Origin of the sequence: Agrobacterium vitis (genome assembly GCF_037039395.1) — a bacterium.
Classification (GTDB): domain Bacteria; phylum Pseudomonadota; class Alphaproteobacteria; order Rhizobiales; family Rhizobiaceae; genus Allorhizobium; species Allorhizobium vitis_E.
Genome location: NZ_CP146242.1, coordinates 3,119,162 through 3,135,235 on the forward strand (window position 1 = coordinate 3,119,162; position 16,074 = coordinate 3,135,235).

Genomic DNA, 16,074 nt, shown 5'->3' on the forward strand with positions numbered 1-16,074 from the left:
GCGGCACGTTCAGAGCGATGTCAGCAACGATCATCATAGGTGGTGCCAGAAGAAACCCAATCAGGAGTTCGCATCATGATGTTCAAGACCGGTCTTTACGCAGCCCTTATTGCCACGAGCCTTACCGCATCGGTGGCTTTTGCGGCTGAAACCCAGATCAAGGTCACCGAAACCGGTGAGGGCGGTGGCGCCATGGGGCTGAAGATGGAGCCTGCAACGGTTGCCGCTGGTCCGGCGGTGTTCCACGTTCACAACGATGCCATGTCGGAAGACCATGAGATGATCGTGGTAAAGCTAGCGACCCCGGATGCCAAGATCCCGCTCGATAAGGCCAAGCACCGCGTTGACGAAAAGAAGCTGAAGAGCCTTGGCGAAGTGTCGGATCTGAAGCCCGGCGCGGATGGCAAGCTTAAGGTGACATTGAAGCCGGGCAGCTATCTGGTGTTCTGCAATATCAAGGGCCATTACGAGGCCGGTATGCAGGGCACCCTGACCGTTACGCCCTGATCGGCAGCCGGTGATCTGTGTGCCTCTTGTGATAAGCCCGCAGCGATGCGGGCTTTTTCATGCCGATATCGCGGGCTGATGCAGAGACATGCTGTTTCATTTTGGATGACTGTTTTCCCCTGAAGGCGCCAACCTTTTAGAAACTCTTAACGACGATAATGCCGCCATTCGATAAGGAGTAAAACATGGCGGCTAGAAAAGCAGCGGGAGGGGCAAGGCGCGGGGGCGCAAACAAACGCCGGGCATCCGGTGGGTCAAGAGCAAAACGGGCAGGGTCGGGCGGCAGCCTTTGGCCTTGGTTTGGGGCGCTTGTCGTAGTGGTGGCCGGCGTTTCGGCCTATGACCACCGCAAGGAATTGCCTGGACTGATCGACAAGACGTTCGGTACCGGTGGCAAATATATCGCGCAATTGCAGGGCCATGCGCCCCGCGAAACCAGTAGCCGCAGCGAGACTGGCCCGGTTCCGCCCGCAAGCATTCCAACGCCGACGGCGCGCAGGCTCGATCCGACGCCATTGCCACCGGCCACGACGATGATACCGACCGCCTCCATGATGCCTCGATCAAGAGATGACAGCCCCTTGCCGCCTGCCACCACGCTGGTGCCGGGACAGGTCGTTGCCTCCCTTCAGCCGCGCGGGGTCGATAAGCAGCGGGTGTCCGGCAAATTCTATTATTGCGGCACAAGCGGGCTCGACAATTGCGTTGTCGATGGCGACACCTTCTGGGTCAACAAGACCAAGATCCGGGTTGCCGATATCGATGCGCCGGAAACCGAACAGGCAAAATGTAAATCCGAGCGCGACCGGGGCTTTGCCGCAAAGGTACGGTTGCGTGATCTGCTCAGCGCCGGCAGTTTCGATCTTTCTCCCTTTGGTATGCGGGATGAAGACCAATATGGACGAAAATTGCGCGTGGTGAGCCGCAATGGCCGTTCACTCGGCGCGATGATGGTCGATGAGGGATTGGTCAGGCCCTGGACCGGTCATCGACAGCCCTGGTGCTGAGAGAGTTTGCCATAGGAAAAGTGGAACCCGGTTTTCCCGAAAAGACAAACGAAAACAACAGAAGCTGGAGTGTGTCTGGTTCGATCTGAACCTGACACACTCCGGATGTTTTTTCTGTGCCGTTCTGAGTGGTGCACGCCTATGTTGTGCCGTTTCGTGCCGCACGCCTCCAAAACTTGCCGGTCTTGCCACGTTTGCGCCATCTGCACGACATCAGATCGTAACACCTTGGCTTTATGCTTTCCTCCATAAGCAGAGAATAAAAAACTTTTGGAACTCATGGAGCAAAATCCGGTTTGCGGCGTTCCTAATTGTTTGCTGACTTCAAAGAAGCCTAAGGCAAAGATTGCGCGGCACGCACAGCACGGACAAAGGGAGAAAAGACCAGTGACCTACGATATGACTGACCTGACCATGTCCGAAGTTCTCAAGGACCCAATGATCCGTCAGCTCTTGCGGGCAGACGGAGTATCTCTCAGCGCGTTTGCCGTCCTGCTGGATGATGCGGCCCGTCAGCGTAATCTGGCCCTGCGTTGCCGCAAAGCTGGCGTTCCCGCAGCGCATGTGATCGACAGTCTTTCCCACGTGCAGGGGCCTGCCGACTGCCTGTAACATTTGACGTAACCTGTGCCAGCAGCGCCGTTTCCAATGGCCGCTCTTATTCTGCCGCGATGACCACGCAAGGCTCGCGGCAGTTTCGTCTTCTACCACGCTTCATGGTCCGAAGTTGAGGCGAGCGTAAGGGTTGGCGATGAAGATGGCTCGGTTGTTTTTGGCGCTGTCCGTGGCTGCCATTGGTTCTGTAACATTTGTCTATACAGCAGGGGCCAAGGAAGCGGCCCAGCCGCAGTTTTCTTCGGTCAAGGGGCGATGCCTGCGGGTTTCCATCGGTGATCAGGATCTGACAAAGGCCTGCTCTTCCGAAATTGGCCGCAGCTTGCATAGCGATGGCCGCTCTGGCCTTTATTTTTTCATGGGCACCACGCACATCATTACCTTTACCGGCATTCCCTCCAAGGAAAAGCCGCGCGACAAGAGCCAGATTGAGACGCTCAAGCTGGACGAAGTCATCCTCAATGATGGAAGCACCAAGAGCGGGTTGCAGCGGATCGCTGCCAATGGCGCCTGCAATACCAGTCAGATCAATAATGACCGGTTTCTGGTGGCCTGCACCGGCACACTGCAAAAAGGCACGAAATTCACAGCCAGTTTCGAAATCGACAAATCGATGAAATAGAGCATTTCCAGGAAAAGTGCGAAGCGGTTTTCCGTCCGGAAATGCGAAAAGCAAAGAGTTGGAGCATTTCCAGGAAAAGTGCGAAGCGGTTTTCTGTCCGGAAATGCGAAAAGCAAAGAGTTGGAGCATTTCCAGGAAAAGTGTGAAGCGGTTTTCCGTTCGGAAATGCGTGAGACAAACACTTGGAGCATTTTCAGGAAAAGTGTGAAGCGGTGTTCCGTCCGGAAATGCGTAAATGTCTAGATAACCCGCCTTCGGACAGAAGGCGGGCTTACAATAGGTGATTGTCGCTCTTGGATTACACGTCCAGCGGATAGTCCTGGATAACCTTGGTCAGGCTGCCTTCAGCTGGAAACAGCGGGATGAGGCAGGCTTGAAGGGCGTGATAGATATCCCCCTTGCCGGGGAACAGGCTGTTTGACGGCACAAGGTCTTCCGTCATCTCTTCGTGCCAGCCGCCAAATTGCTTGTCGATCGTGTGGTTGGCGATGAAATTCCAGATCTTGCGGTAGTTTTCCTCGTTCAGGTCGCGGCCCTGGTGCTGGTTGAGGTAATGGGCAGCGCCTGCGGCCTCGCAAAGCGGCCACCACAGCTTGAAGGTCTTGGCGGGCACGTTGTCCCAATCCAGCGTGTAATAAAAGCCGCCCTTTTTGCGGTCCCAGCCCAGCAGCATCGATTGATAGAACAGGCCGCTTGCCGCTTCCGGCATCCAGTCATGCTGCTTGCCTGTCAGCACCCAGAGCTGCAACACCAGGCGGGCCCATTCCAGCCAATGGCCAGGCGTGGTGCCGGCGGGGCGGAACATTTCATTGGGGTGATAGTAATTGCGGTCCACCACCCATTCCTCATCGAAATGTTCGGCAACGCGGAAGGCTTCTTCGCGGGCGCGGCGGTTGATGATCAGATCGGCGATCCGGGTGGCCTTGTCGAGATAATGCTGCTCGCCGGTGGCCTCGAATGCCGCCATCAGCGCTTCGGTGAGGTGCATGTTGGAATTCTGGCCGCGATAGCCGGGTACCGGCTGCCAATCCTGAGAGAATTCCTCGGCAATGGCGCCGTGGCGCTCCTCCCAGAATTTGGTTTCCAGCACCTCGGTAATGTCTTCCAGCATCCGGTCGGCCAGCGGATGGCCAACGGTTTTGGCCGAAGAAGCGGCCAGCAGCACGAAAGCATGGCCATAGCCCTGCTTGGAGCCATCGGCGACGCCATCGTCGTTCAATTGCCAGACATAGCCGCCGTTCTTTTCGTCACGATGCTTGCGCCACAGATAACGCATGCCGTGGTCTACCACATCGGCAGCGCCGGGACGGCCCAGCAGATCGCCGATGGCATAGCAATGCACCATGCGGGCGCTGGCATGGATGCCGCGCACGGGATTGTCTGTCGTCAACGGTGTGCCATCGCGGGCAAGATCGTAGAAGCCGCCCTTAGGGTTGATCGCTGCCGTCTGGAAGAAATCAAACAGGCCATCGGCCTGATCCAGCAGCCATTTGCGATGGTAAGGCCGTCCGCTCCATTGGTCAGCCAGCGGTTTTCCTTGATTGACGTTCGACATATCATCCTCCACGCGGTACAAAATCGCCCGTGTCTATACTGCATAATGGACGAAATCGAAATCGATTTAAGGAGAAAATTATCCAGCAGCCATAGAGTGTTACCGCTCCGTTCACCCTTTATGATAGACTGTGCCGCAATGCGTTTGGAAGGCACGGTGCCGGCTGAACGGCGCGATCTAATGACGCCGCGTATATTGACATAAACATATCTTTATGTGATTGGGTACGTAACCCTGGGAACGGAAGGAAGTCGCTCATGCTCGATCAATTGTTTGGACGTGAAGGAGCGAACCGCGACGGCGCAGAGATCCTCAAAGCTCTGCAACAGGCGGCGCGTGAGCGTATTCTGATCCTCGACGGTGCTATGGGCACTGAAATTCAGGGCCTTGGCCTGGGTGAGGATGACTTTCGCGGCGAGCGCTTCATTGGCTGCGCCTGCCACCAGAAGGGCAATAACGACCTTCTGATTCTGTCCCAACCGGAAGCTATTGAAGATATTCATTTTCGCTACGCCATGGCGGGAGCGGATATTGTTGAAACCAACACGTTCTCTTCCACCCGCATCGCCCAGGCGGATTACGAGATGGAAGGCGCTGTCTACGATCTCAACAAGCATGGGGCGCAGGTCGTGCGCCGGGCCATCCTTCGTGCCGAGCGCGAAGACGGCAAGCGCCGCTTTGTGGCGGGCGCGATTGGCCCAACCAACCGTACGGCGTCGATCTCGCCCGATGTCAACAATCCCGGCTACCGCGCCGTGTCGTTTGATGATTTGCGCCTTGCCTATGGCGAACAGATCGATGGCTTGATTGATGGCGGTGCCGATCTCATCCTGATCGAGACGATTTTCGATACGCTGAACGCCAAGGCGGCGATTTTTGCCTGCGAGGAGCGCTTCCTTGCCAAGGGCATTCGCTTGCCGGTGATGATATCAGGCACGATCACCGACCTTTCTGGCCGCACCCTGTCGGGCCAGACGCCATCGGCGTTCTGGAACTCGGTGCGCCACGCCAAGCCCTTCACCATCGGGCTGAACTGCGCTTTGGGTGCGGATGCGATGCGCCCGCATTTGCAGGAACTGTCCGGTCTTGCCGATACGTTCATCTCCGCTTACCCCAATGCCGGTCTGCCGAATGAATTTGGTCAGTATGACCAAAGCCCGGAATATATGGCGAAATTGGTGGAAGGCTTTGCCGAGGAAGGCATCGTCAATGTGGTGGGTGGCTGCTGCGGGTCCACGCCAGCTCATATCCAGGCCATCGCCGAAGCGGTAAAGGGCAAGGCGCCTCGCCAGCCGGTCGAGCACCGCCCCTTCATGTCGCTCTCGGGTCTTGAGCCTTTCGTGCTGACCAAGGACATTCCCTTCGTCAATGTCGGCGAACGCACCAATGTCACCGGCTCGGCAAAGTTCCGCAAGCTGATCACCGCTGGTGATTTCAATGCAGCGCTGGTGGTTGCCCGCGATCAGGTCGAAAACGGCGCGCAGATCATCGACATCAACATGGATGAAGGACTGATCGATTCAGAAAAGGCCATGGTTGAATTCCTCAACCTGATTGCCGCTGAACCTGATATCGCCCGCGTTCCTGTGATGATCGATTCATCCAAATTCCAGATCATCGAATCCGGCCTGAAATGCGTGCAGGGCAAGCCGATCGTCAATTCCATCTCGCTGAAGGAAGGCGAGGAGAATTTTGTTGCGCAGGCGAAGCTGATCCGCAATTACGGTGCCGCCGTCGTGGTCATGGCCTTTGACGAGCAGGGGCAGGCGGATACTTACGAGCGCAAGGTGGAAATCTGTTCACGCGCCTACAAGATCCTTACCGAAGAAGCGGGCTTTTCGCCTGAGGATATCATCTTCGACCCCAACGTCTTTGCTGTCGCCACCGGCATTGAAGAGCACAACAATTACGGCGTGGATTTCATCGAGGCGACCCGCACCATCCGTCAGCGCATGCCGCTGGTGCATATTTCCGGCGGTGTTTCCAACCTGTCCTTCTCGTTCCGCGGCAATGAGCCGGTGCGCGAGGCGATGCATGCTGTGTTCCTCTACCACGCTATTCAGGCGGGCATGGACATGGGTATTGTCAACGCCGGTCAGTTGGCAGTCTATGAAAGCATTGATGCCGAGCTGCGCGAAGCCTGCGAAGACGTGGTGCTGAACCGCCGCGAAGATGGCACGGAACGGCTGCTGGAGATTGCCGAGCGTTATCGCGGTACAGGCGAGGCGAAAGCCCGCGTTCAGGACATGTCCTGGCGCGAGCTGCCGGTGGCCAAGCGTCTGGAACACGCTTTGGTCAACGGTATCACTGAATTCATCGATGCCGATACCGAGGAAGCCCGCCAGGCGGCCGCGCGTCCGCTGCATGTCATTGAAGGTCCGCTGATGGCGGGCATGAATGTGGTCGGTGACCTGTTTGGCGCGGGCAAAATGTTCCTGCCGCAGGTGGTGAAATCCGCCCGCGTCATGAAGCAGGCCGTGGCTGTGCTTCTGCCCTACATGGAAGAAGAAAAGCGCGCCAATGGCGGCACTGGCGAGCGCGAAGCTGCTGGCAAGGTGCTGATGGCCACCGTGAAGGGCGACGTGCACGATATCGGCAAGAATATTGTCGGCGTGGTCTTGGCTTGTAACAACTATGAGATCATCGATCTGGGCGTGATGGTGCCTGCTGCCAAGATTCTGGAAGTGGCGATCAAGGAAAAGGTCGATATCATCGGACTTTCCGGCCTGATCACGCCATCGCTGGATGAAATGGTGCATGTCGCGGCTGAAATGCAGCGGCAGGGCTTTAATGTGCCGCTGCTGATAGGTGGTGCCACCACCAGCCGTGTGCACACGGCGGTGAAAATCCACCCGCAATATCAGTCGGGGCAGGCGGTCTACGTGCTGGATGCCAGCCGCGCCGTGGGCGTTGTCTCGTCCTTGCTGTCGCCCGATACCCGCGACACCACGATTGAAACCTTGCGCACAGAATATGCCAAGGTGGCCGATGCCCATGCCCGCGCCGAGCTTGAAAAGCAACGCTTGCCAATTGCCCGCGCCCGCGCCAATGCGGCCAAGGTGGATTGGGCCAGCTACAAGCCGAAAAAGCCAAACTTCACCGGCATCAAGGTGTTTGAGGATTATGACCTCAAGGAATTGGCGAAGTATATCGACTGGACGCCTTTCTTCCAGACATGGGAGCTGAAAGGCCGTTATCCGGCTATTTTGGACGACGAAAAGCAGGGCGAAGCCGCCCGTGCGCTTTATGCTGACGCACAGGCTATGCTGGCGAAAATCATCGACGAGACATGGTTCCGCCCCCGCGCGGTGATCGGCTTCTGGCCCGCCAACAGCGTTGGTGATGATATCCGCCTCTTCAAGGACGATAGCCGCAAGCAAGACCTAGCCACCTTCTTCACCCTTCGCCAGCAGCTTTCCAAGCGCGATGGCCGCCCGAATGTTGCCTTGAGCGATTTCGTCGCTCCGGTTGATAGCGGCGTGGAAGATTACGTTGGCGGCTTTGTGGTCACGGCAGGGATCGAAGAAGTGGCTATTGCCGAACGGTTCGAGCGTGCCAACGACGATTACTCCTCCATCATGGTCAAGGCCCTTGCCGACCGCTTCGCCGAAGCCTTTGCAGAGCGCATGCATGAGCGGGTTCGTAAGGAATTCTGGGGCTACGGCGCAGATGAGACCTTTGCACCGGAAGACCTGATCTCCGAATCCTACGCCGGTATCCGCCCAGCCCCCGGCTATCCAGCCCAGCCCGACCACACGGAGAAGGTTACGCTGTTCAACCTGCTGGATGCCACGGCCACGACAGGCGTAACGCTGACGGAAAGCTACGCCATGTGGCCCGGCTCATCCGTCTCCGGCCTCTATATCGGCCATCCTGACAGCTACTATTTTGGCGTTGCCAAGGTGGAGCGCGATCAGGTGGAAGATTACGCCGCCCGCAAAGGCATGGACGTGCGCGAGATTGAGCGTTGGCTGGGGCCGGTGCTGAATTACGTGCCGAAGGCGGCAGTGGATACGGATGCGGCGGCGTGATCGTCTGAAGGTCGAGGGAACATGCAGATAAGACCAGCAAATTCCCTTGACGCCCAGGGGATGAGCAATGCTCTGGACGAGATATTTGCCGCGGGCCTACGCAAGAGTGCAGGTGACCCTGAGTGGGTGCTTGCACATTATATCGACCACAAGAACCGCATTGAGTGCTCGGTTGCGCAAGAAGAGGATGGCCGCATTCTTGGGTTTCAATCCTTGCGATATGCGACAGCAGATAACCCCTATGGCACCCCAGAGGGTTGGGGTATTATCGGCACTCATGTAAGCCCACTTGCCGCACGGCGAGGGGTTGGTTCGGCTCTTTTTCGAGCGTCAGTGCGGGCCGCAGAAGCATTTCCGGTTCAGAATATCGAGGCGGCCATTGGGGCCGATAACGCTGTAGCGCTTGCCTATTACGAGGCGATGGGTTTTCGGACCTATCGCTCTTCAGACGGGTTGGTTTGCAAAGTTTACCGCATCGAGGCGGGGGCTTAGAGTTCATCAGGGAAAAATAGAAATTCTCTGGATCTTTGTTCTTAAGCATTTCCGGACGGAAAACCGCTTCACACTTTTCCTGGAAATGCTCTAAAAGACATCATTTCATCACCGCCTCCGCACGCGGCAAGACCTCTCTGGCATCGCCCTTCTGGGCGGTGAAGCTGAATTTCTTCCGTAGGCGCAGGATTGGTTTTTCGATGAAATGCCAGGAGCCCATGGCAATCACGGTGGCTATCGGAAGTGAAATGGCGAAATGCAGCCAGGGTGATGTCAGCTTCGGAAACAGGTTCACCAGGGCCTGCTGAAAGGGATATCCATAGAGATAGATTCCGTAGGAATAATCTCCCCCATGGTAGATCGGGATGGGGGGAATGCGCAGCATTCCGACATAGACGGTGAGATAGACCAGCATAGGCGCAAAAATCGTGCAGAGCGTGCTGCCGCTGACGTGAGGAAGCGCGAAAGAGGTGGCAATCGGAACGATGCAGGAGATAACCGCCAGCGTCCAGTGTTTTGGAATGAAACGGCGGAACAGGAAGAACACCGATCCCAGCATGAAATTGACATAGAGCATCAGGCCGCGCAGGCCGATGAAATGATTAAGCAGGGTGTAGCCGGAGCTTTCAGGTGGAAATAGCCCGCCCATGCTCGACGGGCTGATGTTTTCGACCTTCAGGGCGATGATGATCACGGCGACACAGGCCGTCGCCACCAGTGCTGCCAGCGGGCGCTTTAGAAAGCCAAAAATGATCAGCGCTGACATGATGGCATAGCAACCGATCTCATAGGGGACGGTCCAGAGAGATCCATTCACGGTCGATGGAAAGGGATTGTGCTCGAAAACGCCCGGTAGGACATAATGGATAACGCCAAAAATATTGGCGAAATAGGCCCAGAATTCATAGGACTGAAAATAGGTCGGGAGGCTGACCGTGGTAAACAATGGACCGAGGATCAGCGCCGCAAACACAATGTCGACCGCAAGGGCTGGCACGATTCTGATGCCGCGATTGAGCAGAAAGTCCTTCAGGCGAAGGCGGATGGCGCTGCCGGTAATCAGAAAGCCGCTGAGTGCAAAAAACATCGGCAGGATGGCAGCCTGCAGGACCGTGATTCCGGGCTGAGAAAATTGGTATTTTTCACCTTCGGCAATCAGGAATGAATGGTCGAGTAAAACCATGACTGCCAGGAAAATTCTGAGAAAATCAAATCCCGGACCAATGCCTCGATGTTCATCCAATACAGAACCAATCGACTTCATCTAAAATACCTCGATTATAAAAGACTAGAATTAGTTATATTGTAAAACTGATATGAACTAATTCGTCATTTGCTCAGTTATGTTCCTTATTCAGGACAATACTGTTCAAATTTAGATCGATATATTGAGTTGAAATTTTTGATACTGCACTCTTGTGGAAGGAGGTAAGCCTCACCCAAGTGGAGGATCAGGAGATGGGCGACGCTCAGGCCCCGGCATTGCCATCACAATGCAGGTCTGTTGTCGCAGGTGATTGGGGGTATGGAGGAGGTGGCGCCTAGGATTCTACCGGGCTCTGACGCGCGCGGATCTGGCCGTAGCGTTAACGCGCAGATGCAATCTGTTCGATAATGGAAATAATGATTTTGCGCGTATTGGGGTTTTTGATGCTGGCAAAGCATGTGTTGAGTTCAAGCGCGTCTGAACGTGATGTCGCTTTAACCAGATCTGTCAGCTCGCTTGAGCTATCCTCGGGCGATGCGTCGGCATTATCGGCGGTGTAGGAAAAATCGGGGTCCATTCCCAAGAGAGTGGCTGCAGCGGCAAGTCTGCTGGCGCTCATGCCGTTGATGCCTTTTTCATATTTATGCAGCTGTTGGAATGTCACACCCAGTTCTCTTGCAACGTCGGATTGGCTCATCCCCTTATTCTTTCGGGCGCTTTTCAAGCGTTCACCCGCCAGGATGTTATAGTCGTGAACGTTGGATGTTTTTTTGAGCAATGTCATGGGCGATCTCAATAGACTACAACGAAAATAATATCATGTTTCATTCGATGTTTTTCAATAAACGAATCTGTGAAAAAACGAGAGTGTATTTATCAGTGACTGATAAACTCTTTTGATGTGTGCTATCTATGGTGGTTACTTCTTGAAATCACCATTCGATCGACGGAAATCGTAGCGTGCTTTATCTAAGGGAAGGATCGATTTAAGCAGCGTCTCAGTCATTTAGAGAGGGTATGGCCATCTAATTATAGGATATTTTAAATGTGACAAAAAGAGATAATTCCACGTAGTGGTGGAAGTGCCACCTTGACAGATTTCAGCATATCAATTTTTGCCTGAAAGCCTCTGCCACGGCGTGTGATCTGCTAACGGCGCCGAGCTTCGTCCTGATATTGCCGACATGCTTTGTGACCGCTTTTTCGGAGACCCCGAAAATGACGCTGATCTCCCAATCCGTTTTGCCATTTGCAATCCAGCCGATAACTTCTCTTTCCCGTGGGGTCAGCCGGGTGGCCGGTTTATGGTTTGCGCCATGCAGTTCCAATGCGCGTGCGAAGCTGAAGCTTGCAATCAGCGCCATGCCGGTTCTTGCCTGTGGGGAATCATCGATGTCGCCCCCGGCGAATGTGACGCCAGCGCAGCGTCCATCCAGAGACACGATGGGTAATGTGAAGCCATTGCTGACATAAAGCTCCCGGGCCTGATCCATCACCCGTTTTTCGTCGCGGCTTATGGCCAGTGTTTTGGAAAAATCCGACCAGACAAATGAGGGTTCAGATCTGACGATGTGACGGATGGCCGGGTCTTGAAATGCCAGGCTGTCGCGGAAATAGAGGCGCGACCATTCGTCAGGCCAATCGGCAAGTAAAATCCCTTGCATTTGCTGGCTCGGTAGCATGCCGGGCTTTGGCGGAAATCCTATAACGATATTTTTGACGCCGTATCGGTATGTGGCCTGCTTTGTTAAATTAATAAGATCTAAAAAAGTCTCTGTTTGCTTGATATCTGATAGAAAGGAGAGTGTTGAATCGATACTGACCAATATATTGTCTTCATTCATTTCTACCCCCATTTTTTGATAGTCTTTACATTACCTATCTGATTTCACTTTGCGTTGACCCATACTATCGAAAAAACGGAACAATGCGAGAGCAGGATTGTCTTACCCTCGACTTTCAGTTCTGCCCCCAAACAACCATTGGAAATAGAAAGTGCTGGTCTTTTTTGCGGCTCTTTTGCTGTTTCGATCCATGCGCGGGGGGCTCAAGGCCCTCCTGGTGAGGATGGACGAGCGCCTCAGGTGCCTTGGCATCGATCTCCGCCTGAGATATCAAAAATGAAAATTGATTGCCGCCACCCTCTCTTCCTCCTCCCATCTGTGGAGAACTTCCATGAGCCGTTTCTGGAGCCCGATCGTTCAATCTCTGATGCCGTATGTGGCGGGCGAACAACCCGCGATCGCCGATCTGGTCAAGCTGAACACCAATGAGAGCCCTTATGGTCCTTCGCCGCACGCGATTGCCGCGATGCGACAGGCGGTGGATGACACTCTTCGGCTTTACCCAGACCCGACCGGCCTGCCGCTGCGCCATGCGATTGCCAAAAGCCACAATCTCGATCCGAACGAGGTGTTTGTCGGCAATGGTTCCGATGAGGTCCTGGCACATACGTTTCAGGCCCTGCTGAACCATGATGAGCCGCTGCTGTTTCCAGATGTCAGCTACAGTTTCTATCCAACCTATTGTCGGCTCTATGGCATCGATTTCCGGGAGGTGCCCTTGGACGATGCCATGCGGGTGCGGATAGAGGATTATCGGCAGCGGTGTGGTGCGATCATCCTGCCCAATCCCAATGCACCGACGGGCATCGCCCTGTCCCTGGCGCAGATTGAAACTCTCATTCGCGACCATCCCGATCAGGTCGTGGTGATTGACGAGGCCTATGTGGATTTCGGCGCGGAAAGTGCCATTCCGCTGGTCAAAACCTATCCGAACCTGCTGGTGGTTCAGACCTTTTCGAAATCGCGGGGCCTTGCCGGATTGCGGGTTGGTTTTGCTGTCGGACAACGGGCGTTGATCGAGGCCTTGGAGCGGGTCAAGGACAGTTTCAATTCCTACCCGCTCGATCGGCTGGCGCTCGCCGGTGCCGTTGCCTCCTGGGAGGACCGGGAATGGTTCGAGCGTCACCGCGATCTGGTTATCGCCAGCCGGGAGCGTCTCTCCCTCGGTCTTCAGGATTTGGGTTTCGAGGTCCTGCCATCCTCAGCCAATTTTGTGTTTGCGCGGCATTCGGACCGGACCGGCGTGGATCTCACATTGGCGCTGCGGCAAAAATCGGTCCTGGTGCGAAATTTTCAAAAGCCTCGGATCGGTGATTTTTTGCGCATTAGCATTGGCACCGATGCCGAATGCGACCGGCTACTGGCGGCTTTGCGGGAGGTATTAGGCCAGAGTTAACGATCGATCCGGCATAGGATCGCTGTCGTGTCGTCGCTTTGCTTGAAGCGCGGAAATTGTAGCCCGTCGGGATCGACCTCGCGTTCCAGATGCCGTAATTCGGTGACCAGGGCCTTCAATCCGGCAGTTGCGGCGCGTTTGACCAGACCAGCAGGGTCATAGGCTTGGTAGAGGCTGACAAGATCGGCCAGCCCATCCGAGCAGATCAGCGCTGTGGCGCCGGTCTCGATGGTCAGGGATGTGCGAACCAGATGATCGGCGGTATCGGGTATGAGCCCCAGAGACCAGACACTGCCGCCAGGCGTGTTTTGCTGTTCGCGTTTGCTGCGTAAATTTTCCAATGTTTCGGTGTCGCTTGTGTGGGCCATGCCGCTTGCACCGATGCCGCCCGCGCGCTCCACATGGGCGCGGGCGGCCTGCTGTTCACGCTCAAATGCATCCGGCAGAGCCATATGGGTTTCCACCCGGCCATCGTCATGCAGAAGGTAGAGCACGCTATCGCCAAGGCCAATGAATTCTGCGCCATCCGGCGTTACCCGCAAGCCGGCCAGGGCCGCCAGTGGCCAGGCATAGCGCGGCTGATCGCCTGCTGCTGCGGTAAAAAGCTCGTGGGCGTCAAAAGCGATGGCGCGGATCACCTCGGTGACATTGGTGTCGTATGTTAGTTCCGTGGTCAGCCGTTTTGCCGCAAACTGGGCAATCCAGGCGGCATCGGAACCGTAACCCTCCATGAACTGGACGTCGCCCAGCCCGGTTGCGCCGTCGAGCACGAAAGCGGCCTGCTCATTATATCCCAGTCTGTCCTCGTTGCTGCGGTCGCTTTTGCCCGGATCGCTGATCGTGTCGATGATGGCCAGGGCAGGGCTGGTCAAGGCTGGCTTGGCAGACATAGGCACTCTTTCGTTAAGCCGAAGCTTGGAAGATGCGCGAAAATTGGCCTATCGCTTCACGGACCGCAAAATAAAAATGCCGAAAACCAAACACACCGCCGATGTTTTCGCCAATGTGTTGCTTAAAGGTGGGGTTGCTTAAAGGCAGCGGGCTGCCTGAAAGCTCTTTCGGTCAGGCCGCCGTGCGGTTGCTGTCCCGCCTGTCGCTGCCGCGCAACGCGGCGGAGCTTCCCGGCTCGCGGATCGCGGATCGTCTATTCAACTGGAACCGGTTGGCCAGTTCTGTCAGCTTGGCAGCGCCGCTGGAAAGCGCTTCGCTGATGGCATTCATGCTGCCGACCATGCCCGCGTTCTTTTGTGTCATCTGGTCAAGCGCATTAACCGCGGTGCTGATTTCGCTAAGGCTGGTGGATTGTTCTGACGATGCCGTCGCAATAGCCTCGATATTGACGTCGATGGATTGCACGAAAGACTCGATCCTCGTCAGCGCGCTGCCGGTTTCCCCGACCAGACGGACCCCGTCCTTCACTTCGTTGTTGGATTTGGCAATCAGTTCCGAAATCTCCTTGGCGGCCTTGGCGGAACGCTGGGCCAGTTCGCGCACTTCCTGGGCAACGACCGCAAAACCCTTGCCGCTTTCGCCAGCGCGAGCGGCCTCAACGCCCGCATTCAGGGCAAGAAGGTTGGTCTGGAAGGCAATTTCATCGATGACGCTGATGATATTGCTGATTTCCTTTGAGGCGACTTCGATCCTGCTCATGGCGTCCACGGTGAAATTGACCACCTTGACGGATTCGGTCGCGGCCAGGTGGGCGTCGCGCACGAGATTTCGGGTATCCTTGGTGCGGATGCTGGATTCCTTCACCGTCGCGGTGATTTCTTCCAGCGCAGCAGAGGTCTGTTCGAGCGCTGCCGCCTGCTGTTCAGAGCGTTGGGCAAGACTGCCAGACGCTGTCAGCATCTCCCTGCTATTGCTTGAGACAGAAGCAGTTTCCGACAGAACCTGGGCCAGGGTTTCCTGAAACTTGCCGATCGACATGTTGAAGTCGTTGCGCAGATGCTCGAAGGTCGGAATGAAGGGCTCATCGATCGTTATGCGGATATTGCAGTTCGACAGGCGTTCCAGGCCTGCACCGATGGCGGCAATGGCATTGACACGACCTGTCACGTCGCTAGCGAATTTCACAACCTTGATGACTTTTCCCTTTTCATCGAAAATCGGATTATAGGTTGCTTGGATATAAACCTTCTTGCCGCCTTTGCCGATACGCAGAAATTCATCGCTCTGGTACTCTCCGGCGCCCAGCTTGCGCCAGAATTCCTTGTATGCGGGCGAGGCTACATAGGTTTGATCGCAAAACATCGAATGGTGCTTGCCAGTGATGTCGCCCAATTCATAGCCAAGCGTTGTGCAGAAATTTTCATTGGCGGTGATGATTTGGCCGGAGGGCGTAAACTCGATAACAGCCTGCGAACGCAACAGTGCGTCGATCTTGCCGTCGTTATCAATGGTCTTGTTCTTGACAGTCGTGATGTCCGTGGCAATTTTCACAACCTTATAAGGTGTTTTGCCGCGAAAAACCGGATTATAGGAGCCTTCAATCCAGATCGGTTCACCTGTTTTGGTAAAGCGCTTATACTGGCGCTGATCGAACTGGCCTGAGGCGAGTTTTGCCCAGAAAGCGGTATAGGCTTGGGTTTTCACTTCTTCAGGATCGACAAAGATCCTGTGATGCTTGCCGATGATTTCGGATTTCGTATAGCCAACCGCTTTGCAGAAATTCTCGTTTGCATCGAGAATATTGCCTTTAAGGTCAAATTCAATGATTGCTTGAGAACGATTGAAAGCATCGAGAACAGCTTTTGTATCATTTCCGAAGCCAAGTGACATTAATCCCATAACCCTGC

Annotated in this window: 13 protein-coding genes; 7 read left to right on the forward strand and 6 right to left on the reverse strand. The window is 55.3% G+C overall.

The window, feature by feature from the left end:
• Nucleotides 1–75: 75 nt before the first annotated feature.
• From V6582_RS16955 to V6582_RS16970, 4 genes are all read left to right on the forward strand, one after another.
• Nucleotides 76–507: a plastocyanin/azurin family copper-binding protein gene (locus V6582_RS16955; protein ID WP_156632649.1), complete on the forward strand. Its 432-nt coding sequence runs from the start codon at nucleotides 76–78 to the stop codon at nucleotides 505–507.
• 185 nt (nucleotides 508–692) lie between these two features.
• Entirely contained in the window at nucleotides 693–1,514 is an 822-nt protein-coding gene (locus tag V6582_RS16960) for a thermonuclease family protein (protein WP_156632648.1), read from the forward strand.
• Nucleotides 1,515–1,901: 387 nt separating this feature from the next.
• Nucleotides 1,902–2,126 carry a hypothetical protein gene (locus V6582_RS16965; RefSeq protein WP_141748632.1) on the forward strand — a complete coding sequence of 75 codons (225 nt, stop codon included), beginning with the start codon at nucleotides 1,902–1,904 and terminating at the stop codon, nucleotides 2,124–2,126.
• Between the two features lie 145 nt (nucleotides 2,127–2,271).
• Nucleotides 2,272–2,751, forward strand: coding sequence for a hypothetical protein (locus tag V6582_RS16970; protein WP_156632647.1), 480 nt, complete (start codon nucleotides 2,272–2,274; stop codon nucleotides 2,749–2,751).
• A gap of 298 nt (nucleotides 2,752–3,049) precedes the next feature.
• On the opposite strand, the gene V6582_RS16975 is transcribed toward V6582_RS16970, so the two are convergent.
• Nucleotides 3,050–4,306, reverse strand: coding sequence for an AGE family epimerase/isomerase (locus V6582_RS16975; protein ID WP_156632646.1), 1,257 nt, complete (start codon nucleotides 4,304–4,306; stop codon nucleotides 3,050–3,052).
• A gap of 257 nt (nucleotides 4,307–4,563) precedes the next feature.
• On the opposite strand from V6582_RS16975, the gene metH reads away from it, so the two are divergent.
• On the forward strand, nucleotides 4,564–8,337 hold the full coding sequence (gene metH / locus V6582_RS16980) for a methionine synthase (RefSeq protein WP_156632645.1): 3,774 nt from the start codon (nucleotides 4,564–4,566) through the stop codon (nucleotides 8,335–8,337).
• A 21-nt stretch (nucleotides 8,338–8,358) separates the two neighbouring features.
• Nucleotides 8,359–8,829, forward strand: a complete 471-nt coding sequence (locus V6582_RS16985; RefSeq protein WP_156632644.1) for a GNAT family N-acetyltransferase — start codon at nucleotides 8,359–8,361, stop codon at nucleotides 8,827–8,829.
• Nucleotides 8,830–8,929: 100 nt separating this feature from the next.
• Here V6582_RS16985 and V6582_RS16990 read toward each other — a convergent pair whose 3' ends face one another.
• The 3 genes from V6582_RS16990 to V6582_RS17000 all read right to left on the reverse strand — a co-directional run bounded on the left by V6582_RS16990 (nucleotide 8,930) and on the right by V6582_RS17000 (nucleotide 11,880).
• Entirely contained in the window at nucleotides 8,930–10,093 is a 1,164-nt protein-coding gene (locus V6582_RS16990; RefSeq protein WP_156632643.1) for an acyltransferase family protein, read from the reverse strand.
• Nucleotides 10,094–10,415: 322 nt separating this feature from the next.
• On the reverse strand, nucleotides 10,416–10,820 hold the full coding sequence (locus V6582_RS16995; protein WP_156632642.1) for a helix-turn-helix domain-containing protein: 405 nt from the start codon (nucleotides 10,818–10,820) through the stop codon (nucleotides 10,416–10,418).
• Nucleotides 10,821–11,136: 316 nt separating this feature from the next.
• Nucleotides 11,137–11,880 (reverse strand): helix-turn-helix transcriptional regulator, encoded by a 744-nt coding sequence (locus tag V6582_RS17000; RefSeq protein WP_197434415.1) that lies wholly within the window; start codon nucleotides 11,878–11,880, stop codon nucleotides 11,137–11,139.
• Nucleotides 11,881–12,211: 331 nt separating this feature from the next.
• Here V6582_RS17000 and hisC point away from each other — a divergent pair, with 331 nt between their 5' ends.
• Nucleotides 12,212–13,276 carry a histidinol-phosphate transaminase gene (gene hisC / locus V6582_RS17005; protein WP_156632640.1) on the forward strand — a complete coding sequence of 355 codons (1,065 nt, stop codon included), beginning with the start codon at nucleotides 12,212–12,214 and terminating at the stop codon, nucleotides 13,274–13,276.
• On the opposite strand, the gene V6582_RS17010 is transcribed toward hisC, so the two are convergent.
• Both V6582_RS17010 and V6582_RS17015 read right to left on the reverse strand, forming a co-directional pair.
• Nucleotides 13,273–14,166, reverse strand: coding sequence for a protein phosphatase 2C domain-containing protein (locus V6582_RS17010; protein ID WP_156632639.1), 894 nt, complete (start codon nucleotides 14,164–14,166; stop codon nucleotides 13,273–13,275). The genes hisC and V6582_RS17010 overlap by 4 nt on opposite strands.
• 172 nt (nucleotides 14,167–14,338) lie before the next feature.
• Nucleotides 14,339–16,066 (reverse strand): methyl-accepting chemotaxis protein, encoded by a 1,728-nt coding sequence (locus V6582_RS17015; RefSeq protein WP_156632638.1) that lies wholly within the window; start codon nucleotides 16,064–16,066, stop codon nucleotides 14,339–14,341.
• Nucleotides 16,067–16,074 lie beyond the last annotated feature (8 nt).